This is a genomic window from Humitalea rosea (assembly GCF_003253705.1).
In the GTDB taxonomy this organism is placed as follows: Bacteria; Pseudomonadota; Alphaproteobacteria; order Acetobacterales; family Acetobacteraceae; genus Humitalea; species Humitalea rosea.
Genome location: NZ_QKYU01000003.1, coordinates 106,362 through 126,783 on the forward strand (window position 1 = coordinate 106,362; position 20,422 = coordinate 126,783).

At 71.6% G+C, this 20,422-nt stretch carries 17 protein-coding genes; 8 read left to right on the forward strand and 9 right to left on the reverse strand.

Annotation, left to right across the window (positions count from 1 at the left end; all coding sequences use genetic code 11):
• Window positions 1-29 precede the first annotated feature (29 nt).
• Together C8P66_RS03640 and C8P66_RS03645 are read left to right on the forward strand one after the other, a co-directional pair.
• Entirely contained in the window at window positions 30-1,739 is a 1,710-nt protein-coding gene (locus C8P66_RS03640) for an NADPH-dependent assimilatory sulfite reductase hemoprotein subunit (RefSeq protein WP_111396788.1), read from the forward strand.
• Window positions 1,740-1,764: 25 nt separating this feature from the next.
• Window positions 1,765-2,745 carry a Bug family tripartite tricarboxylate transporter substrate binding protein gene (locus tag C8P66_RS03645; RefSeq protein WP_111396789.1) on the forward strand — a complete coding sequence of 327 codons (981 nt, stop codon included), beginning with the start codon at window positions 1,765-1,767 and terminating at the stop codon, window positions 2,743-2,745.
• 37 nt (window positions 2,746-2,782) lie between these two features.
• On the opposite strand, the gene C8P66_RS03650 is transcribed toward C8P66_RS03645, so the two are convergent.
• Window positions 2,783-3,766, reverse strand: a complete 984-nt coding sequence (locus C8P66_RS03650) for a LacI family DNA-binding transcriptional regulator (protein ID WP_111396790.1) — start codon at window positions 3,764-3,766, stop codon at window positions 2,783-2,785.
• A gap of 116 nt (window positions 3,767-3,882) precedes the next feature.
• Here C8P66_RS03650 and C8P66_RS03655 point away from each other — a divergent pair, with 116 nt between their 5' ends.
• On the forward strand, window positions 3,883-5,019 hold the full coding sequence (locus C8P66_RS03655; protein WP_111396791.1) for a mandelate racemase/muconate lactonizing enzyme family protein: 1,137 nt from the start codon (window positions 3,883-3,885) through the stop codon (window positions 5,017-5,019).
• A gap of 50 nt (window positions 5,020-5,069) precedes the next feature.
• Complete coding sequence (locus C8P66_RS03660; RefSeq protein WP_111396792.1) at window positions 5,070-6,044, forward strand: tripartite tricarboxylate transporter substrate binding protein; 975 nt, start codon at window positions 5,070-5,072, stop codon at window positions 6,042-6,044.
• 27 nt (window positions 6,045-6,071) lie between these two features.
• On the opposite strand, the gene modC is transcribed toward C8P66_RS03660, so the two are convergent.
• The 3 genes from modC to modA are packed head-to-tail and all read right to left on the reverse strand — an operon-like array spanning window position 6,072 to window position 8,604.
• Complete coding sequence (modC, locus tag C8P66_RS03665; protein WP_111396793.1) at window positions 6,072-7,136, reverse strand: molybdenum ABC transporter ATP-binding protein; 1,065 nt, start codon at window positions 7,134-7,136, stop codon at window positions 6,072-6,074.
• Entirely contained in the window at window positions 7,136-7,822 is a 687-nt protein-coding gene (gene modB, locus C8P66_RS03670; protein WP_111396794.1) for a molybdate ABC transporter permease subunit, read from the reverse strand. The genes modC and modB overlap by 1 nt, the downstream gene beginning before the upstream one ends.
• The gene (modA, locus tag C8P66_RS03675; protein ID WP_111396795.1) at window positions 7,819-8,604 is read right to left on the reverse strand and encodes a molybdate ABC transporter substrate-binding protein; all 786 of its coding nucleotides are present in this window, start codon (window positions 8,602-8,604) and stop codon (window positions 7,819-7,821) included. Before modA ends, modB begins: the two co-directional genes overlap by 4 nt.
• A 108-nt stretch (window positions 8,605-8,712) precedes the next feature.
• Between modA and C8P66_RS03680 the strand changes: the two genes are divergently transcribed.
• Window positions 8,713-9,864 (forward strand): MFS transporter, encoded by a 1,152-nt coding sequence (locus C8P66_RS03680; protein ID WP_111396796.1) that lies wholly within the window; start codon window positions 8,713-8,715, stop codon window positions 9,862-9,864.
• 4 nt (window positions 9,865-9,868) lie between these two features.
• Here the strand turns inward: C8P66_RS03680 and C8P66_RS03685 are convergent, their stop codons facing one another.
• From C8P66_RS03685 to C8P66_RS23735, 3 genes are all read right to left on the reverse strand, one after another.
• Window positions 9,869-13,744, reverse strand: coding sequence for a Calx-beta domain-containing protein (locus C8P66_RS03685; RefSeq protein ID WP_158537082.1), 3,876 nt, complete (start codon window positions 13,742-13,744; stop codon window positions 9,869-9,871).
• A gap of 133 nt (window positions 13,745-13,877) precedes the next feature.
• Complete coding sequence (locus C8P66_RS03690) at window positions 13,878-15,050, reverse strand: OpgC family protein (RefSeq protein WP_158537083.1); 1,173 nt, start codon at window positions 15,048-15,050, stop codon at window positions 13,878-13,880.
• The gene (locus C8P66_RS23735; protein WP_158537084.1) at window positions 15,043-15,498 is read right to left on the reverse strand and encodes a hypothetical protein; all 456 of its coding nucleotides are present in this window, start codon (window positions 15,496-15,498) and stop codon (window positions 15,043-15,045) included. The genes C8P66_RS03690 and C8P66_RS23735 overlap by 8 nt, the downstream gene beginning before the upstream one ends.
• Before the next feature lie 118 nt (window positions 15,499-15,616).
• Between C8P66_RS23735 and C8P66_RS03695 the strand changes: the two genes are divergently transcribed.
• From C8P66_RS03695 to pcaF, 3 genes are all read left to right on the forward strand, one after another.
• Window positions 15,617-16,246, forward strand: coding sequence for a sigma-70 family RNA polymerase sigma factor (locus C8P66_RS03695; RefSeq protein ID WP_111396799.1), 630 nt, complete (start codon window positions 15,617-15,619; stop codon window positions 16,244-16,246).
• Window positions 16,236-16,871, forward strand: coding sequence for an NrsF family protein (locus C8P66_RS03700; RefSeq protein WP_111396800.1), 636 nt, complete (start codon window positions 16,236-16,238; stop codon window positions 16,869-16,871). The genes C8P66_RS03695 and C8P66_RS03700 overlap by 11 nt, the downstream gene beginning before the upstream one ends.
• A gap of 85 nt (window positions 16,872-16,956) precedes the next feature.
• Window positions 16,957-18,165 carry a 3-oxoadipyl-CoA thiolase gene (gene pcaF / locus C8P66_RS03705; RefSeq protein ID WP_111396801.1) on the forward strand — a complete coding sequence of 403 codons (1,209 nt, stop codon included), beginning with the start codon at window positions 16,957-16,959 and terminating at the stop codon, window positions 18,163-18,165.
• Between the two features lie 4 nt (window positions 18,166-18,169).
• Here pcaF and C8P66_RS03710 read toward each other — a convergent pair whose 3' ends face one another.
• Both C8P66_RS03710 and C8P66_RS03715 read right to left on the reverse strand, forming a co-directional pair.
• Window positions 18,170-19,720, reverse strand: a complete 1,551-nt coding sequence (locus tag C8P66_RS03710; protein ID WP_111396802.1) for a Na/Pi symporter — start codon at window positions 19,718-19,720, stop codon at window positions 18,170-18,172.
• Window positions 19,720-20,343, reverse strand: a complete 624-nt coding sequence (locus C8P66_RS03715) for a hypothetical protein (protein WP_146422699.1) — start codon at window positions 20,341-20,343, stop codon at window positions 19,720-19,722. Before C8P66_RS03715 ends, C8P66_RS03710 begins: the two co-directional genes overlap by 1 nt.
• Window positions 20,344-20,422: the final 79 nt, after the last annotated feature.

Below are 20,422 nucleotides of genomic sequence, written 5' to 3' on the forward strand. Positions count from 1 at the left end.
TCCTGCAAGTGATTTTCGGGAACGCGCTCATGTCCTCCAAGCCCAGCGCCGTCGAAGGCCAGAAAGAGACCAGCCTCGCCCTCCGCGGCACCATTGGCGCGGAACTCAGCGCCGCCGGGGAACGCGGCGGGGTGTCCGAGGCGACCTATACCCTGCTCAAATTCCACGGAACATATGAGCAGTTTGACCGCGACACCGCCACGCCGCGCAAGCAGCAGGGGCTGGACAAGGAATGGGCCTTCATGGTCCGCGTCCGCTGCCCCGGTGGCCGGATGACGGCGGCGCAGTGGCTGCATCTGGACAGCCTGGCCGAAACCCATGCCGACAAGACCCTGCGGTTGACCTCGCGCCAGGGCGTGCAATTCCACGGCGTGTTGCGGGGGAATGTGAAGCCGGTGATCGCGGGGATCGATGCGGCGCTGCTGACCAGCTTCGCGGCCTGCGGCGATGTCGTCCGCAACGTCACCACCACCGCCGCCCCCCGGCGCACCGCGGTGCATGCCGCGCTGCAATCCTGGGCGGCAAGGCTCTCGACCGCGCTGCTGCCAAAAACCCGCGCGCATCACGACATCTTCCTGAGCGAAGGCGGCGACGCCCCGGCCAAGGCCGAGGAGGAGCCGCTCTACGGCCCGACCTATCTGCCGCGGAAATTCAAGATCGCCCTGGTCCATCCGGCGGACAACACGCCGGATGTGCTGACCAACGACCTCGGCTTCATCGCCAAGGTGCAGGGCGGGCGGGTCGTCGGCTGGCAGGTCACCATCGGCGGCGGCCTGGGCATGACCCACAACAAGCCCGCGACCTTCCCGCGCCTGGCCGATCCCGTCGCCTTCATCGGCCCGGATGAGGTGCTGGAGGTTGCCGAGGCCGTGGTCCGCCTCTCCCGCGATTACGGCGACCGCGCCGACCGCAAGCATGCCCGGTTGAAATACGTGCTGGCCGAGAAGGGCGCGGACTGGGCGCGGGCGCAGATCTCCGCCGATCTTGGCCGCGAACTGGCGCCCCCCGGCCCGCTGCCGGAGCTGCAGATGCCGGAACTGCTCGGCTGGCAGATCCAGGGCGACGGCAAGCTCTGGCTCGGCCTGCCGATCCCCTCCGGCCGCGTCGCCGACCGGCCGGGCGTGGCGCTGCGGACCGCGATTCGCGAGGTGGTGTCGCGCTTCGGCGCCGATCCGGTGGCGACGCCGCAGCAGGATCTGATCCTCTCCAACCTCCCCCCCGACTCGCGGCAGGAGGTCGAGGCGATCTTCCGCGCGCATGGCGTGACCCTGGCGCAGGATCTGAGCCCGGTGGCGCGCTGGTCGCTCGCCTGCGTCGCGCTGCCGACCTGCGGCCAGTCCCTGGCCGAGGGCGAGCGCGTCCATGCCCCGATGCTCACCGCCGTCGAGGCGGCGCTGGACCGCCATGGGCTGGCGGAGGAGCGCCTCTCCTTCCGCCTGACCGGCTGCCCCAATGGCTGCGCCCGCCCTTATGCCGGGGATATCGGCGTCGTGGGCCGGGCGCCGGGGCTCTACATGCTGTTCGTCGGCGGCGATTTCGCCGGCACGCGGCTGTCCTTCCCGATCGCCGACAAGGTGCCGGAGGCCGAGGTCGCGACGGTGTTGGAGCCGATGTTCGCCGCCTTCGCCGCGGCGCGAATGCCCGGCGAGGGCTTCGGGGATTTCTGTACCCGGCAGGGTGCCGACACCCTGCGCAGCCTCATCGACCGTGCCACCGCCCAGACCACCATCGCCGCCTGACGGCGCGCATTCCGGATTTATCGCCATGATCGTCTCGCGTCGTTCCGCCCTGCTCGGGCTTGCCGCCCTCCCTCTCGCGCGCCCCGCGCTGGCGCGCTCGGCCCATGCCGACAGCCTCGCCTGGCCCGACCGGCCGATCCGCCTGATCGTCCCGGTCGCCCCGGGCGGCAGCCAGGATATCGTCGCCCGCCATTCCGCCCATACGTTGTCGGTCGCCCTGGGCCAGCCGGTGCAGGTTGAGAACCTGCCCGGCGGCGGCTCCAACATCGGCTATGACGCCGCCGCCCGGGCGCGGCCCGATGGCTACACCTGGCTCGCGGGCTCGGACACGCTGTCCATCACCGGCTCCCTGACGCCGAACCTGCCCTATGACCCGCTGAGCTTCGCGCCGATCCACCGCACGGTGCGGGTGCCGCAGATCCTGGTGGTGGCGGCCGACAGCCCGCATGCGGATCTGGCCGGCTTCATCACGGCCGCGCGCAAAAACCCGCCGGCGGTCGGCACGCCGGGCAGCGGCAGCCTCGCGCATCTGCTGCTGGAACTGGCGCAGCAGGCCAGCGAGACGAGCTGGATCCATGTCGCCTATCGCGGTGGCGCGCTGGCGTTGAACGATCTGATGGCAGGCCACCTGCAAGGCGTGATGATCAACATCGGCGCCGTCACCGAGCATGTCCGCCAGGGGCGGCTGCGCGGCCTCGCCGTCTCGTCCGAGGGCCGCGCTGTGGCGCTGCCGCAGGTGCCGACCCTCTCCGAACAGGGGTTCTCGGGTCTGACCGCGCTCGGCTGGCACGGGCTGGTCGCGCCCAAGGGCACCGATCCCGCCATCCTGGCGCAAGTGAATGCCGCGAGCCGGGCGGCGGTGAAGCAGCCGGACCTCGCCGCGCGGCTGCAGGCCCTGGGCGTGGAGCCGACCGATGAGGCGCCGGAGGTGCTGGCCGAGGTGGTGCGCGCCGATGCCGAGCGCTGGGGCGCGGTCGTCCGGCGCGTCGGGATCGTGGCGGGGTAGGAAGCCAAGGGGGCCGGCTCACCGGCCGCCCCCGCCTTCAGCCCAGGCGTTCGGTGGTGCCGCGGACGACCAGCGCGCCGGGCAGGCACAGCCGCTGGCGCGGCGCCTCCTCGCCCGCCAGGCGCTGGAGCAGCAGGCGGACCGCCTCGCGCACCATCTCCTCGATCGGCTGGCGTATCGTCGTGAGGTCGAAGGCGGTCCAGGACGCCATCGCGATATCATCGTAGCCGACCAGCCAGACCTCCCCTGGCACCGCGACCCCGGCCAGCCGGGCCGCGTCCCGCGCGCCAAGCGCCAGCACATCATTGGCGCAGAACACCGCATCCGGCCGGTCGGCGAGTGCGAGCAGCCGCCCCATGCCCTCGGCGCCGGCGGTATAGGTGAAGGCCTCCGTCCGCACCGTCATGGGCGGCCCATCGAGGCAGCCCTCCAGAAAGCCCGCCTCGCGCTCGCGGATGGTGCTCGGCCATAGCGGGCCGCTGAGCAGCCCGATGCGGCGCCGCCCGGCCTGGCGGAAATAATCGGCGACGGCGCGCCCGCCCGCGTGGTTGTCGCTGGCGACCTGGTCGCAGGGCCAGCCCTCCACCGTGCGGTTCACCAGCACGACCGGCAGCCGCTGGGCGATCTCCTCGTAGAGCGCGGTCGAGGCCTGGGTCGCCGAGGTGAAGATGATCCCGTCGACCATGCCCTGCCGGGCGGCATCGGCGGCGGCGCCCTCATCGGTCTCGTCCGAGTTCCAGACGATCATCCGCAGCCCGGCCAGGCGCAGCTCTCGCCCCAGCAGTTGCAGCATCTCCGGGTAGATCGGGTTGTGCAGCCGCGCCGTGACGACGCCGATATTGCCGCTGCGGCTGGTGCGCATGGTCCGGGCGGCGGCGTTGGGCACGTAGAGCAGGTCCCGCGCGGCGGCCTGCACCCGCCGGCGCACCTCCTCCGTCACCCCCGGATGGCCGGAGAGCGCGCGGGAGACGGTGGACTGGGACACGCCGGCCCGCTGGGCGACGTCGCGACTGGTGGCCATGCCGGCGATACGTATGCAACAGAAAGCCCAAGCACAAGCTATTGACGTGATCAATCAAGAATACGTATTCATGGCCGAAAGGCGTGGGCAGGGCCCATGCCAGGAGGAGGAACAGCGTGAAGATCACCGCCGTCGAGGCCTTTCCCATCAGCGTTCCCGTCCCGCCGCACCGGCAGGTGACCCTCGGCATCGGCCGCCAGGTGAAGCGCGACGCCGTCGTCGTGAAGGTCACCACCGCGGGCGGGCTGGTCGGCTGGGGCGAGAGCCACCACGGCCGCGCGCATCTGGCGATCGGCACGCTGATCCAGACCACGCTGCGCGACCTCGTGCTCGGCATGGATGCGAGCGACGTCGTCGGCATCTGGGCCAAGGTCTACAAGTTCCAGCTCGGCAGCCACGGCATGGGGGCGGCCTGCGCGATGGCGATGAGCGGGCTCGACACCGCGCTCTGGGACATTCGCGGCAAGGCTGTGGGCTGGCCGCTCTACAGGCTGCTCGGCGGCGCCTCGCGTGCCATCCCCGCCTATGTCGGCGGCATCTCGCTCGGCTACCAGGAGCCGGCCTCGCTGGTCGAGGAGGTGCGGGGCTTCGTCGCCCAGGGCTATACCGCGGTGAAGCTGCGCGTGGGCGACAGCCCGGAGCGCGACATCGCCCGCGTCGAGGCGGTGCGTGCCGCCTTTCCCAGGCTCGTGATCCTGACCGATGCGAATACCGGCTATTCCATGGCCGATGCCCGCCAGATCCTGCCGGCCTTCGCCGCCGCCCGCGTCGGCTGGCTGGAGGAACCCTTCCCCGCGCATGACCACCGCAGCTACCGCGAGGCGCGCCAGTTGGCCCCCGCGGTGCCGCTCGCGGCCGGGGAGAACCACTACACCCGCTTCGAATTCCACCGGCTGATCGAGGACGGCAGCATCAGCATCCTGCAGCCGGATATCTCCAAGACCGGCGGCGTCACCGAGACGATGCGGATCGCCGCCATGGCCTCGGCCTGGAAGCTGCCGATCCATTGCCATTCCAGCGCCGGGCTCTGCATGGCGGCGACCTTGCATGTCATGAGCGCGATCGAGAACCCCGGCTATTTCGAGGCCGATTGCGCGCTCGACAACCCGCTGCGCGAGGAACTCGTCACGCCCGCCTACACGGTCGCCGCGGATGGCACGGTGCGCCCCAACGAGGGGCCAGGCCTCGGCGTCGAGGTCGATGAGGCTTTCCTGCGCCGCTACCCCGGCATTCCCGGCCCCGGTTACGTCTGACGCGGGCAATCCCGCGGCGTCCCAACGAAAAAAACAGGAGGAACCAAGCAATGTTCGAGACAACCCGCCGCCGCCTTCTGGCGGCCCCTGCACTCCTCGCCGCCTCAGGCGCCATGGCGCAGAGCTTCCCCAGCCGCGAGATCCGACTGGTCGTCCCTTGGGCGGCCGGCGGCGGCACGGACATCATCGGCCGCCGGCTGCAGCCGATGCTGGCCGCGGAAGGGCTGCACACCATCGTGGACAATGCGCCGGGCGGCAGCAGCGTCGTGGGCCTGCAGCGCGTCGCCTCGGCGCGGCCGGACGGCTACACGGTCGGCCTTGCCTCCACGAGCATCCTCGCGCTGATGGCCTCAGGGACGATCACCCTGCGCAACGAGAATTTCACCAACCTCGTGCGCATCTCCGAAGATCCGATGCTGCTGCTGGTCTCGGCGCGTTCGCCCTGGCACGATCTGGCCTCCTACCTCGCCGCCTTCCGCGAGAAGCAGGGCGGGATGAGCGTCGGTGTCTCCGGCACGCGCGGCACCGTCAGCCATATCTTCTCCGTCGTGATGGCGAAGGCGCTGGGTGCCGACTACATCTTCTCCGGCTATCCGGGCGGATCGCGGGCGGTGGCCGATGTGCTCGGCGGCCATATCGACTCGGTGATCCTGAAGCCCAACGAGACCATGAGCTATATCCGCGAGGGCCAGCTGCGCCCGCTCGGCACCTTCGCCCCGGCGCGGCTGTCGCAGTTGCCGGATGTGCCGACCTTCGGCGAGGCCGGCATCGACATCTTCCCCTATGGGCCGATCACCCAGATGACCTATCTCGCCGCCCCCGCCGGCCTGCCGCCCGCGATCGCGGCCAGGCTCACGGAAGGCTTCCGCAAGGCGGTGCTCTCGCCCGAGTTCCAGGCCTTCGCGGCGGAGAACGGCTTCCCCGCCGATGGGCTGGCCGGTGCGCCCTTCGGCAAGCTCTGCGACGATGTGCAGGCGACCATGCTCACCGTCGGCAATACGCTCGGCGTGTTCAACGCGGGCTGAGCGCGGCGGCGCCGGGCGGTCCCGGCGCTACCCCGCGCCGTGATCCAGCGCGCCCACCCGGACCAGCGCCCAGAGGTCGCGCCCCGGCACCAGATCCAGCGCCGCCACCGCATGGCGCGGGGTCCGCGCCAGCAAGGTGACGCTGCCGGCATGCAGGGTCAGGAACACCTCTGCCGGCCCGGCCGGGGCGATGCCGACGAGCCGCGCCGCCAGCACCGAATGCGCCGCCAGCCCGTGTGGCGGCGCGGTCGCCACCGCCACGTCGCGCGCGCGCAGCCGCAGCCGCAAGGGGCTGCCCGCGGGCTCCGGCCGCAGCGGCACCGTCAACATCTGGTCCCCGACCGCGATCCGCGTCAGCCCCCGTGCCGCGTCATGCCCCGCGATGCTCGCGCGCAGCAGCACCCCGGCATCGCGCCGCCCCGCCAGCAGGGCCAGATCGGTGCGGGCGGAAAGCGCCTCGGGCGGGCCTTCGGCGACGACGCGCCCGGCCTCGATCAGCACCAGATGATCGGCCAGCCGGTCGGCCTCCTCCAGCGCATGGGTGACGTAAACCACCGGCAGCCCGGCGGTCGCGACCAGGGATTCGAGGAAGGGCAGGATCTCCGCCCGGCGCGGCAGGTCGAGCGAGGCCAGAGGCTCATCCATCAGCAGCAGCCGCGGCCGCGACAGCAGCGCGCGGCCGAGCGCCACCCGCTGCCGCTCGCCGCCCGACAGGCGCTGCGGCCGGCGGTCGAGCAGCCCGTCCAGCCCCAGCAGCCCGATCACCGCCTCGGGCGAGGGGCCCTCGGCGCCGCGCGGCGCCCGGCGCAGCCCGAACAGCAGGTTGCGCCGCACGCTCATATGCGGGAACAGCCGGGCCTCCTGGAACACCACGCCTGCCCGCCGCGCCTCGGCCGGCAATTGGTGCAGCGCCAAGTCGTCCAGCCGGATCTCGGCCCGTTCCGGCCGCAGCAGCCCCGCGATCGCCAACAGCACGGAGGATTTCCCCGCCCCCGAGGGGCCGAACAGCACCGTCACCCCGCCGGGCGCGGAAAACCCGATGTCGAGCGCCATCCCACCCGGAAACCGGTGCCCGATCGCGACGCGCAGCATCACCCGCGCCCGATGGCGCGGGAGAGGGCGCGATGCATCGCCTCGGCCAGCAGCAGCCCGGCCAGCGCCAGCGCGAAGGACAGCCCCGCCATCCGCGCCGCCGCCGCCTCGCCGCCCGGGGTCTGGATCGCGGCATAGATGGCGAGCGGCAGGGTCTGCGTCTCACCCGGCACATTGCCGGCGAAGGTGATCACCGCGCCGAATTCCCCGAGCCCCGCGGCAAAGGCGGTGATCCCGCCCGCCAGCACCCCCGGCGCCATCAGCGGCAAGGTGATCGTGAAGAATCGGTCGATGCGCCGCGCGCCGAGGGTCGCGGCGGCCTGTTCCAGCCCCTGGTCCACAGCCTCCAGCGACAGGCGCACGCTGCGGACCACGAGGGGCAGGGACATCACCGCGGTGGCCAGCGCCGCGCCCTCCAGCGAGAACACCAGCCGCACCCCGAACCAGTCATCCAGCCAGGCGCCGAAGGGGCCACGCAGCCCGAACAGCATCAGCAGCCCCCAGCCCACCACGACGGGCGGCACCACCAGCGGCAGATGCACGATGGCATCGAGCAAGGGCCGGCCCCAGAACCGCCGGCGCGACAGGATCCAGGCCAGCAGGATGCCGACCGGCAGGGCCAAAGCGACGGAGCGCAGCGCGACCGACAGCGACAGGCCAACCGCCTGCCATTCCTCAGGCGTCACTCCTGCGCCAGGGTGAAGCCGAGGCGGCGCCAGACCGGGGCCGCCTGTTCGCCGGTCAGGAAGGCCGCCAGGGCCAGCGCCTCCGGATTGCCCGCGGCGCGGCGCGTCACCGCGAAGGGATAGGTGATGGGGGTGTGGCTGCTGGCCGGGAAGGTGCCGACCACCCGCACCCCGGCGCCGGCGTCAGTCGCATAGGCGTCGGTCGCATAGACGACGCCGAACGGGGTCTCGCCGCGTTCCACCAGCAGCAGCGCGGCGCGCACATTCTCGGCCCGGGCCAGGCGCGGTTCGACCACGGGCCAGGCGCCGAGTGCCGTCAGCGCCTGCTGCGCATAGCGCCCGGCCGGGACATGCGCGGGATCACCGACGGCCAGCCGCCCGCGCGGCCCAAGCAGGGCCGCCCAGTCCAGCCCCTCGGCCAGCGTGACCTGCCGCGTGCCGCCGGCGGGTGCCACCAGCACCAGGCTGTTGCCGAGGGCGGTGCGCCGCGTCGCCGGGTCGATCAGGTCGCGTGCGGCGGCCCAATCCATCCAGGCCTCATCGGCCGAGGCGAAGACATCCGCCGGCGCCCCCTGTTCGATCTGCCGTGCCAGGGTCGAGGACGCGGCCAGCGAGACCCGCAGCGGCGCATGGCCCGCCGCCGCCCAGAGCGGGGCGAGCGCCCGCATGCCATCCGCGAGGCTGGCCGCTGCAAAAACGGTCAGCGGCGGCGCCTGGGCCGCGGCAGGACGGGGGCCGGCGAGGCCGGCAAGCAGGAGGAGGGCGAGGAGGATCTTGCGCATGTCCCGCAGCCTAGAACAGCACCGCTATCTTTGACCAGAGATAGCGCGGTGGGATGGACGATTCCCCGAGCCGGCGGGAGGATGCGCCATGCTCCTTACTGTCCCGTCATGATCGCGCGCACGACCACCGTCGTCATCGCCCTCGGCACCGCCCAGACCCTGGCCTGGGCCTGTTCCTATTACCTGCCGGCGATCCTGGCGGCGCCGATGGCCGAGAGCCTCGGCCTGCCGCCATCGGCGGTGTTCGCGGCGTTTTCCGGGGCCTTGCTGCTCGGCGCGGTGGTGGGGCCGGTCGTCGGGCGGGTCATCGACCACAGCGGCGGGCGTGGGGTGCTGGCGGCCTCCAGCCTGGTGCTGGCGGCGGGGTTACTGATCCTGGCGGGGGCGGGCGGGCTGGTCGGGCTGATACTCGGCTGGGCGGTGATGGGGCTGGGCATGGCCATGGGGCTGTATGACCCCGCCTTCGCGACCCTGGCGCGGCTCTATGGCGCCGAGGCGCGGGGCAAGATCACCGGCATCACCCTCTTCGCCGGCTTTGCCAGCACCATCGGCTGGCCGGTCAGCGCGCTGCTGCTGGAGGCCTTCGGCTGGCGCGGGGCCTGTATCGGCTGGGCCGGGGTGCAGGTGCTGATCTGCCTGCCGCTCTATCTGTCGCTGCCGCGCGCCGAGATGCCGCTGGCCGGCAGCAGCCCGGCCGCCGCGGCGCCGCCCCGGGCGCCACCGCCGAAGCACGCCATGGGGCTGCTGGCCTTCGTCTTCGCCGTCGCGGCCTTCAATGCCGGGGCGATCGGGGCGCATCTGCCGGGGCTGTTCTCGGCCGCGGGGGCGAGCCCGGCGGCGGCGGTGCTGGCCGCCGCCCTGATCGGTCCGGCCCAGGTCGGCGCGCGGGTGGTGGAGTTCAGCCTGTTGCGGCGCTTCCACCCGCTGGTCGCGGCGCGGATCGCCACGCTGACGCATCCGCTGGGGGCGCTGACCCTGGCGGCGCTTGGGGCGCCGGGGGCGGCGGGCTTCGCGCTGCTGCATGGCGCGGGCAATGGCATGCTGACCATCGCCAAGGGCACGCTGCCGCTGGCGATCTTCGGGGCAGGGGGCTACGGCGCCCGCACCGGGCTGCTCTCGATCCCCGCGCGGCTTGCGCAGGCGGCGTCCCCGGTCGTGTTCGGGCTGCTGATCGCGGGTTATGGCGTGGGGGCGCTGTGGCTCTCCGCGGGCCTCGCGCTCCTGGCCTGCGGGGCGCTGTTCCTGCTGCGCGCCCGCTGAGCGGTCAGACGAAAAGGATGCCGTAGGAGGCAGGGGATTCGCTGATCACCGAGGGGGCGGTCAGCGCCACATGTTCCGGGCTTTCGCTGAAATCGAGGACGACATCGACGCGCGGCACGCCGGCGTTCAGCGTGTTGGTCCAATAGGCCAGCCCGCCCGCATCCGGCGCGCGGTCCAGCGTGTTCACATAGAGGGCGGCGGCGAAATCCTGGTTGCCCAGCGCGCCGTATTTCGCCTGGAACTCCGGCGATCCCACGAAGGAGGCAGCGACCTCCCGCTGCGAGATCGCGCCCGCATCCAAGGCGTCGCGCCAGAAGGAGAGCCCGCCGACATCGGGCAGCCGCCCGAACACCGTGTCGTAGATGCGCGCCACCACGGCCGCGTTCTCGTTCAGGTCCCAGATGCCGGCCGCCACGCTGGGGGCGGTGAGCTGCTTGTTCTCGGGACTTTCGGAGAAGGAGACCAACACATCCGCGCGCGGCACGCCGGCGCCGAGCACGCCCTCCCAATAGGTCTGCCCGCCCACATCGGGGCCGCGCCCGAGGACATTGTGGTAGAGCGTATCGACGAAGGCGGCGTTGGACAGGCCGGTGCCGAAGCGGGCCGCGAACTCGTCGCTGCCGAGGAAGCCCTGCGCCAGGCTGCCGAGATTGCCCGTGCCATGTTGCAGATGGCCGATCCAGAAATTCAGCCCGCCCTGGTCCGGCCCGCGCCCCAGCCCCGCCTGGTAGAGCCGCAGCACCTGCGCCGCCGGGTCGGCCGCATCGAGCACGACGCGGCCATCGGCGAAGCGGATCTCCTCGATGCCGATATACTGCTCCACCTCCGCGCCATGGGTATGGGTGAGCGTACCGCCGGAGAGGGCGAAGCCGCTGCCCCGCCGCCCGATGCCGGTAAGGTCCACGACATCGAAGCCATCGCCGCCATTGAGCGTGTCATTGCCGGCGGCGCCGAGCAGCGTGTCATTGCCGCCGAGGCCGCCGAGCAGATTGTTGCCCGCATTGCCGATCAGCAGATTGGCCAGCCCATTGCCGGTGGCCGAGATATCGCCCGATCCGGCAAGGAACAGATCCTCGACCTCGATCGGCGCGGTATAGGAGACGGTGGCGGAGATGACGTCATGCCCTCCGCCCAGCGCCTCGACCACCACGACGGCGGCGTTGTTGACGAAGTAGGTGTCGTTCCCGGCCCCGCCCTCCAGCCGGTCGGCGCCGAGCCCGCCATCCAGCGTGTCATTGCCCCCGAAACCGCGCAGCACATTCGCCGCATCATTGCCGCGCAGGTAATTGTCGAGCTCATTGCCGTCGCCATTCGCGGCCCCGGTGCCATACAGCGTGAGGTTCTCGACATTCGCGGGCAGGCCGATGCTTTCGGCGATGACGATGGTGTCGATGCCACCGCCCGGCAGTTCGGTGACCGGCGTGCCGGCATTGGGCAGCACATAGACATCATCGCCCGGCCCATAGGCCAGTGCGGCGCCCGGGGTGTCGTTGTCGATGATCGTCGCGGTCGCCGAGGTGCGGGCGAGCACGAGACCGGTCGCGCTGCCGAGGGTGAGGAGGAAGGTCTCGGGCTGCTCGGACAGGGCATCGTCGATGATGTTGACCTGCACGGCCCTGGAGGTCTCGCCCGGCGCAAAGACCATGGTGCCGGAGAAGCCCTCGAAATCCTGGCTGCCGGCGGTGCCATAGTCCCAGGAATAGCGGACGCTGCTCTGGCTGGCGGAGGTGGCGTTGAGCCGGAAGACGAAGGTCACGGTGCCGTTCGGGCCGTTCTCGGCAACGGTGACGTCATCGACGCTCAGCGTGGGCAGCGAAACCGGCGCGGTGTCCGAGCGCGAGATCAGGGCGCTGCCGCGGCCATCGGCCACGGCGATGCCGGGGGTGCCGCTGGCACCGGTCAGCAGCAGGTCGAAGCGCTCCTCGCCCTCGGCGATGGCATCGTCGAGCAGGTGCACCGAGACGGTGGCGCTGGTCTCGCCCGGGGAGAAGACGACGGAGCCCTGGGTCGGGACGAAATCCTGCCCGGCGACGGCCGAGCCAGTCGCGGCCTGGAAATTCACCGTGACCGGCGTGGTCGCGGCGCGGTCCAGGGTGAGGGCGAAATGCGCGAAGCCATCGGATTCATTGACGGTGGTGTCGGTCACGAAGACCAGCGGCGGCCGCTCGTTCCGGTCATTGTCGATGATGGTGGCCGTGGCCGAGCTGCGGCCGAGGACCAGGCCCGTGGGCGAGCCGAGCGTGAGGCGGAAGGTCTCCGGCCCCTCCGCCACGGCATCGTCGATGACGTTGACCTGGACGGATTTGAGGGTCTCGCCCGGGGCGAAGACGATGGTGCCGGAGAAGCCGCCGAAATCCTGGCTGCCGGCGGTGCCGTAATCCCAGGAATAGGTGGCGCTGGTCTGGTTGGCGGAGGGCGCGCTCAGCCGGAACAGGAAGGTCACGGTGCCGGCTTCGTTGGTCTCGGAGACGGAGACGTCGTCCACCGTGAGCAAAGGCAGCGACAGCGGCCCCGTATCGGAGCGCGCGATGATCGCGGTGCCGCGTGCGTCGGCCAGCGCGGTGCCGGCGGGGCCGGAGATGCCGGTCAGCACCAGATCGAAGGTCTCATCCGCCTCGGCGGCGCCCTCGTCGAGGATCTGCACCGCGACGGTCGCGCTGGTCTCGCCGGGGGCGAAGACCACCGTGCCCTGCTTGGCCAGGAAATCCGTCCCCGCGGCGGCGGTGCCATTCGCGGTCTGGTAATTCACCACGACGGGTGTGGTCGCGGCGCGGTCCAGGGTGATGACGAAATGCGCGAAGCCGTCGGATTCATTGACCCCGGTGTCGCCGACCGAGGCCAGCGGCGCGCGGTCCGTGCGGTCATTGTCGATGATCGTGGCCGTCGCCCAGCCCTGGCTCAGCACCAGCCCGACCGGCGTGCCGAGGGTGATGTGGAAGGTCTCCGGCATTTCGGCCAGGGCGTCGTCGAGGACCGAGACCAGGATGGTCTTGGAGGTCTCGCCCGGGGCGAAGGTGATGGTGCCGCTGAAGCCCTGGAAATCCTGGCTGCCGGCGGTGCCGTAATCCCAGGAATACCGGACGCTGGTCTGGTTGGCCGAGGGCGCGCTGAGCCGGAAGACGAAGGTGAGGGCATTCAGCTCGCTGCCCTCGGAGATGGACACATCATCGACCGTCAGCATCGGCAGCGATACCGGGGTCGCGTCCGAGCGTGAGAGGGTGGCGGTGCCGCGGGCATCGGCCAAAGCGGTGCCGGCGGGGCCGGTGACGCCGGTCAGGATGAGGTCGAAGCTCTCATCCGACTCGATCGCCGCATCGTTCAGCAGCGGGACGGCGATGGTCTTGGCGGTCTCGCCCGGGGCGAAGACGATCGAGCCCTGGGTCGTGGTGAAATCGGCCCCGGCGGTGGCGGAGCCATTGGCGGTCTGGAAGGCCACGGTGACCGGCGCCCCCGCCGCGCGGTCCAGCGTCACCACGAAATAGGCGAAGCCGTCGGATTCATTGACCGCGGTATCGGTGACGGAAACCAGCGGCGCCCGGTCGGTGCGGTCGTTGTCGAGGATGGTGGCGGTGGCCGAGGTGCGCGCAAGGCCAAGGCCGACCGGCGTGCCCAGAGTGAGGTGAAAGGATTCAGGCTCCTCGATGATGGCATCATCGGTGATCGCGACCTGAATGCTCTTGCTGGTCTCGCCGGCGGCGAAGGTGATCGTCCCGGTGAATGACCCGAAATCCTGGCTGCCGGCGGTGCCGTAGTCCCAGGAATAGCGGATGCTGGTCTGGTTGGCGGAGGCCGCGTTCAGGGCGAAGACAAAGGTCGCCAGGCCATCCTTCTCACCGACGACGATATCGCGGACCTCGACGAGTGGCAGAGTACCGGACATCGCGCACATCTCCCGCTGCTTCCGCAATGAAAGCAGCGGGTGCAGGAGATCGTCAATTAATAAGTGGTAACGATATGTTGGTCAAATCCACAAGACAACCATTAGGTGGTGATAGGAACTCACGTTACTTTTTTCATGCGGTTCTTACTGCGCTTGGTGGCGCCTTCATCGGACGCCCGGCGCCTTCCGGCGCGCGATCCAACCAGCGGGCAAGGCGCGACAGCAGCAACGTGCCGGCCCCGATCAGCACGACATCCAGCACGAAGGGCTGCATCGGCCCCCAACCATGGCCCGTGGTGCGGAACAGCGTCGCCGCCGCATAGGACAGGAAGAGGCCGACGCAGAAGACCATCAGGCTGTGCCGCCCGATGCGGCCGAGCGCGCCCGACAGCGGATGCCGCCAGATCGCCGCCCCGGCCGCCGGCAGCACCCGCACCGCGATCCAGGAGGTGGCGAAGGCATGCAGCAGTCGCAGCGGCCCCAGGCTGTCCTTGGCCGTCAGCGCGCCCAGGCCCGGCGCCGGCCCGGCCAGAAAGCCGTGCTCGATCAGCCGGAACCACAGCCCGCCCGCCAGCACCAGGATGGCGGCGGCGGTGATCCATTTCGTCCCCGGCAGCGGCCCGGCGCCGAACAGCGCCCGCCGCCCGATCCAGGCCCCGGTCATGAACAGGATCTGCCAGGCCAGGGGGTTGAAGCCGATCCCGCTGCCGCCGAGCGAGGGCAGGTTCCAGCCCCAGAGCTGCACCGCGCCCCAGAGCAGGACGGGCAGGATCAGCGCCAGGCCCCCCGCCCGCGCGAGCAGCAGCACGAAGCCCGGCAGCAACATCATGCACCAGATGAAAACCGGGAGGATTTCCTGAAAATTCGGCTGGTAGAGCAGCACCGCCGCCCCCGCGAAGCCGCTCAGCGGGTTGTGCAGCAGATGCCCGAAGCCCATCCGCTCGACCTCGCTCGGCATGCCGAGCAGCAGCGAGACGCTCAGCACCATCAGCGCGAAGCCGCTGAACACGACCAGATGCGTGCGCCACAGCCGCACGATCCGCAGCCCCAGATCCAGCAGTGCCGCGCGGAGCCCGTCCCGCGCCCGCTTGCGCGAGAAGACGCTGCCCAAGGCGAGGCCCGAGAGGAACAGGAACTGCTCGCTGCTGTCCGACAGGCCCCAGGCCGCGGGGATCAGCCAGGCGCCGATGAAGGAGCCGTAGGAATGCGAGGCGAAGATCACGAGTTGCAGATAGCCGCGCAGCGCATCGAGCCGCCCGTCGCGCCCCGGCGCCTTGGGCACCGCCATCGCCGCCGCCTCACGCATGGTGGCGCCCCGGCACCAGCCCGCGCAGGCGGTCGATCCACAGCGGGATCTGCCCCCGCAGCAGCACGAGGATGGACAGCGAGGCGACCCAGGTGACGCAGGCCTCGATGAACAGCGTCGCGCCGTCATTGTAGGGGTCGATGCCGAGCGGGCTCACGACATGGAAGAAGATCGCCCCGCTGATGATGCCGAGCGAGAACAGCGCCCCCGGCACCCGCGTCTGCGGGATGAGCACCAGGATCGAGGCGATGATCTCCATCGAGGCGACGAAGAGGCGAAATGGCTTCTCGCCGCCCGGGGTGCCGAGCCAATCGGACAATATGGTGAAAAGAAACACCGATCCTTCGGCGCCCGGCAGCTTGAACTGCAAATAGTAGCCGTATTCCCAGGCGATCCAGATCGCCGGGATCCAGGACAGGCGGCGGGGCCAGGGGTGGGGCAGCGGCATCTTCGGCATCCAGTGTCAGCCATATGCCCTGGTTCGCCTGATCCCCAGGCGTGGTTACGGCCGTAACCACGCGGGCCGTGGCGGCGAAACAACAGCATCGAAATCGGAGCGAAACGCCATGAGCATGGCCATCGGCGCCGGGCTGTGCAGGATGCCGATGCCCGCTAGTGTGGCCGCCATGCGAGATGAGGCCGGCGCCTGGGAAGTCTGGATGGTGGCCGCTCAGGCGGGCGATGGCGCCGCCTATACGGCGGTGCTGCGCGCCTGCGTCCCTTATCTGCGCGGTGTCGCCCGCCGGCGGCTGCGCGAGCCTTCCTCCATCGAGGATGCGGTGCAGGACACGCTGCTGAGCATCCATCGCCTGCGCCATACCTGGGACCCGGAGCGGCCGCTGCGGCCCTGGCTCGCCGCCATCGCCGACCGCCGCGCCATCGACGTCGCCCGGCGCGAGGGGCGCCGCCAAGGGCGCGAGGTCGATCTGGCGCCGCTCGCCGAGACCCTGGCCTCGGCCGGGGAGGATGGCGAGGCCGCCTCGGCGGCGCATCAGCTTCGCGTCGCGATTTCCGAATTGCCGGAGAGCCAGCGCACCGCCTTGCGGCTGGCCAAGCTGGAGAACCTGCCTTTGGCCGAGGCCGCGGCCCGGTCGGGGCTTTCGGTCGGGGCCTTGAAGGTCGCGACGCATCGGGCGATGGCGAGTTTGAGAAAACGTCTGGGCGCATCACCGGGGGGAGGGCGAGATGGAGACTGACGAGATGATCGCGACCCTGGCCGCCGATCTGACCCCGGTGCAGCCGGTCGTCCCCTGGCGGCGGGCGATGTTCTGGCTGCTGCTCGCCGTGACCCTGATCACCGGCGCGGTCGCCTGGTACGGCTTCCGGCCGGATATCCACGAACGCATGCTGATGCCGTCCGAACAGATCCAGTGGATCGCCTCCGTGCTGGCCGGGGTGCTGGCGGCCTTGGCGGCGGCGCGGCTGGCCGAGCCCGGGCGCTCCGAAGCCTGGGCGCTGCTGCCGCTGCCGGCGGTGGTGGTCTGGCTGGCGGGGCTGGGCTGGGGCTGCCTTGCGGATATCGCGCGGCTGGGGGCGGCGGCGCTGACGCTCGGCACCTCCTGGCACTGCATGGGCTTCATCGTCGGACTCGGCGTGCCGCTGCTCGCGGTGCTGCTCTATTTGCTGAAGGATGGCGCGAGCCTGCGCCCCGGCCCGGTCGCGGCGCTCGCCGGGCTCGCGGCGGCGGCGCTGTCCTCCGCCGGGCTGTCGCTGTTCCACCATCTGGATGCGGTGCTGATGATCCTGGTCTGGCACGGCGCCGCGGTCGCGCTGGTGGCGGGAATCGGTGCGGTTTCGGGGCGGTTCGCGCTGGCGCGTTGACCCGTCCTCCTTGGCGCCCCCCTTGGCGGCGAGGCAAAAACGCGCTTGTCCTCCCTGGACATCTCTATCCCGGGGGAACCAAGCCATGTCCGATGCCTTCATCTGCGACGCCGTTCGCACGCCCATCGGCCGCTATGCCGGGGCACTCGCCGCCGTCCGTGCCGACGACCTGGGGGCCGTGCCGCTGAAGGCGCTGATGGCGCGCAACCCCGGCGTGGACTGGGCCGCGGTCGAGGATGTGATCTACGGCTGCGCCAACCAGGCCGGCGAGGACAACCGCAACGTCGCCCGCATGGCGCTGCTGCTGGCCGGGCTGCCCGACAGCATCGGCGGCAGCACGGTGAACCGGCTCTGCGGCTCGGGCATGGATGCGGTCGGCATCGCCGCCCGCGCTATCCGCGCCGGGGACGCCGAGTTCATGATCGCGGGCGGGGTCGAGAGCATGACCCGCGCGCCCTTCGTCCAGGGCAAGGCGACCGAGGCGTTTTCCCGCCAGGCCGAGATCTACGACACCACCATCGGCTGGCGCTTCGTGAACCCGGCGATGAAGGCCAGGCACGGCGTCGATTCCATGCCTGAGACGGCGGAGAACGTCGCCCAGCAGTTCCAGGTCAGCCGTGCCGACCAGGATGCCTTCGCCTGGCGCTCGCAGCAGCGTGCCGGCCGCGCCCAGGCCGCCGGCATCTTCGCCGAGGAGATCGTCCCCGTCACCATCCCCCGCCGCAAGGGCGACCCGATCGTGGTGGACCGCGACGAGCATCCCCGCCCGGAGACCACGCTGGAGGCGCTGGGCAAGCTCGGCACCCCCTTCCGCAAGGAGGGCGGCAGCGTCACCGCCGGCAATGCGAGCGGCGTGAATGACGGCGCCTGCGCCATGCTGGTGGCGAGCGGGGCCGCCGCCGGCCGCTTCGGCCTCGTCCCCCGCGCCCGCGTCGTCGCGGTCGCGGCGGCCGGCGTCGCGCCGCGCATCATGGGCTTCGGCCCGGCCCCCGCGGTGCGCGCGGTGCTGGCCAAGGCCGGGCTGTCGCTGGCGGACATGGCGGTGATCGAGCTGAATGAGGCCTTCGCCGCCCAGGCGCTGGCGGTGACCCGCGACCTTGGTCTCGCGGATGACAGCGACCTCGTGAATCCGAATGGCGGGGCCATCGCGCTCGGCCATCCGCTGGGGATGAGCGGCGCGCGGCTGGTGCAGACGGTGGTGGCCGAACTCCACCGCCGCCAGGGCCGCTACGGGCTCGCGACCATGTGCATCGGCGTCGGCCAGGGCATCGCGATGATCGTCGAACGGGTCTGACGCGTCAGGCCGCGAGGGGGAGTGCGAGGCGGCGGAGCAGCCAGACCGCGCGCTCCGTCTGCGCGGTCGCCCGCATCAGCGCGGCCTGGGCCTCCGGGGCCGGGCTCGCCTGCGCCGCGCGGCGGCGCAGCGCCGCCATGCTCGGCCCGCGGTCCTCGGTCAGCGTGACCAGGGTCGCGGCCTCGGCGGCATCATCGGTCGCCTCGGCATATTGCAGCAGCAGCAGATGCAGCGCCTCGGCCAGCCGCGCCAGGATCGGGCGCAGCGAGGCATGCGCGGTCGCGGCCTCGGCGCTGAATTCCTCCAGCGTGCTCCGCAGCGCGCCCTGGTGGCCGAGCGCCTGCTCCAGCGCCATCGCGCGCGCCAGGGTCTCGCCTTGCAGTCCGCGCCCGAGCAGCCCGGTCATGAAGCGGGCGATCTCGCCCTCCAGCGCGCGCAGCCCCTCGGCATTGCCGGCCCCGCGCCCGCCATCCTCGCGCAGATGGTCCAGCAGATCGGGCAGGGCGGCCGCCAGCCGCGCCTGTTCGCGGGCGACGAGGTCGAGTGCCGTCGGCGGGTCCTCGGCCGCCTCCTCGAACAGGAAGGCCGGCCGCGCCAGCGCCTCGGCCGGGGAGGGCGGCAGCAGCCGGTCGATCAACCGGCCGCCGATCCCGGCGAAGGGGGTGGCGAGCAACGCCGTCCCGCCCTGCAACAGGGCGAACATCACCCCGGCACGGGCCTGGGGGTCGTGCACCCCGGCCAGGGCCGATTGCAACAGCGGAACCCCGCCCCAGTATTCGGCAAGGTAGATCCCCGCGAAAACCGTGGTGCCGAGCCCGCGCGCCAGCGCCTGCCAGAGCCCGAGGCGCCGGATCGGCCCCGCCCCGCCCAGCAGCAGAATCGCGAGCCCCGAGCCGAGGAAGGCGCCATGCACCACCATCACCATCTGCGGCTCGGTCAGCAGCCCGGCGGAGGACAGGGTGAGGGCCAGGATGGTGACCGTGGAGGCCGATTGCACCATCAGCGTCACCACCACCCCGGCGATGGCGGCCGGCAGCAGCGCCTCGCCGGCGAAGCGCGCGACCTCGCGCATCAGCGCCGAGGCACCCAGCGGCGCCGCCCCCGCCTTGATCAGAGCGAGCCCCAGCAGCAGCAGCCCGAGCCCGGCCAGCATCCCCATCAGCGCCCGGCCCTGGCCCATGCGGCCGATGCCGAAGGTCGCCCCGATCCCCGCGACCGCCAGCAGCCACAGGGCGGCGAGCCGCAGGTCGAAGGCCGCGAGCAGCACCAGCGCCGCGGTCCCGAGCCCGGCCCAGAGCACCACCCCGAGCGCGCGCTGCGCCGGCAGCATCCCGCCCGCGACCATGGAGGCCGCGATGAAGGTCGCCGCCGCCGAGGATTGCGTCACCACCCCGAGCACCACCCCCGCCGCCGCCGTGCCGCCGGGGCGGGAGGTGATGGCGGCGAGCCCGGCCCGCAGCCGCCGGTCGGTCAGCCCGGAGAGGCCGGCGCTCAGCGCCTTGGCGCCAAGGAAGAACAGCCCGAGGCCGCCCAGCAACGTCGCGGCGAGGTCCATCAGCGACGGCGGCGCGCGAGCAGGCCCAGCAGGATCAGCGTCGCCAGCAGCCCGGCGAGGGTGACGACGAGCAGCAAGTGCCGCGTTTCCTCATAGCGGTCGGTCAGCCGCTCCTCCATCGCCATGGCGGCGTCGCGATGGGCCTCGCCCAGGGCCTCGGCGAGGCCGTCGAGCTGCTCCTGCACCTCGCGGTCCGCACCCCGCACGGCGGCATCGGCGGCGCGCACGCCCTCGGCCGTGGTCAGGTCGGCGCTGGCCAGGGCCGCGTCATAGGCCTGCCCCAGCACGGCATGGGCGGCGGCGAGCCGCCCGGCCTCAGGCGTGCCGGCCAGTGCCGCGAGTCCCACCGCGACATCGGCCCGCCGCTCCGCGAAGGCGGCCTGGTACCGCGCCCGCAGCGCCGGGTCGTAGCCACGCAGCAGGATGTTCTTCCACTCCTGCACCTGGACCTTGAAGGCGACCTCGATCTGGCGGGCGTTGTCGCGCTGCTCGGTCAGGGCGGCGAGGCCATGGACGGCCTGGAGATGGTCGTCGCGGGAGCGGTCGAGCGCGAAGAGCCCGACCCCCGCGGAGGCCAGCATGAGCAGCATCACGAGGCCCGCGAGCGAGAGCGTCTGTCGCATGGTCTGCTGTCCCGAAGTTGGCGGAGCCTGCCGCCTCGGGCGAGATGCGGCAAGCCCGCCGGCGCGGCCCGCACCAATG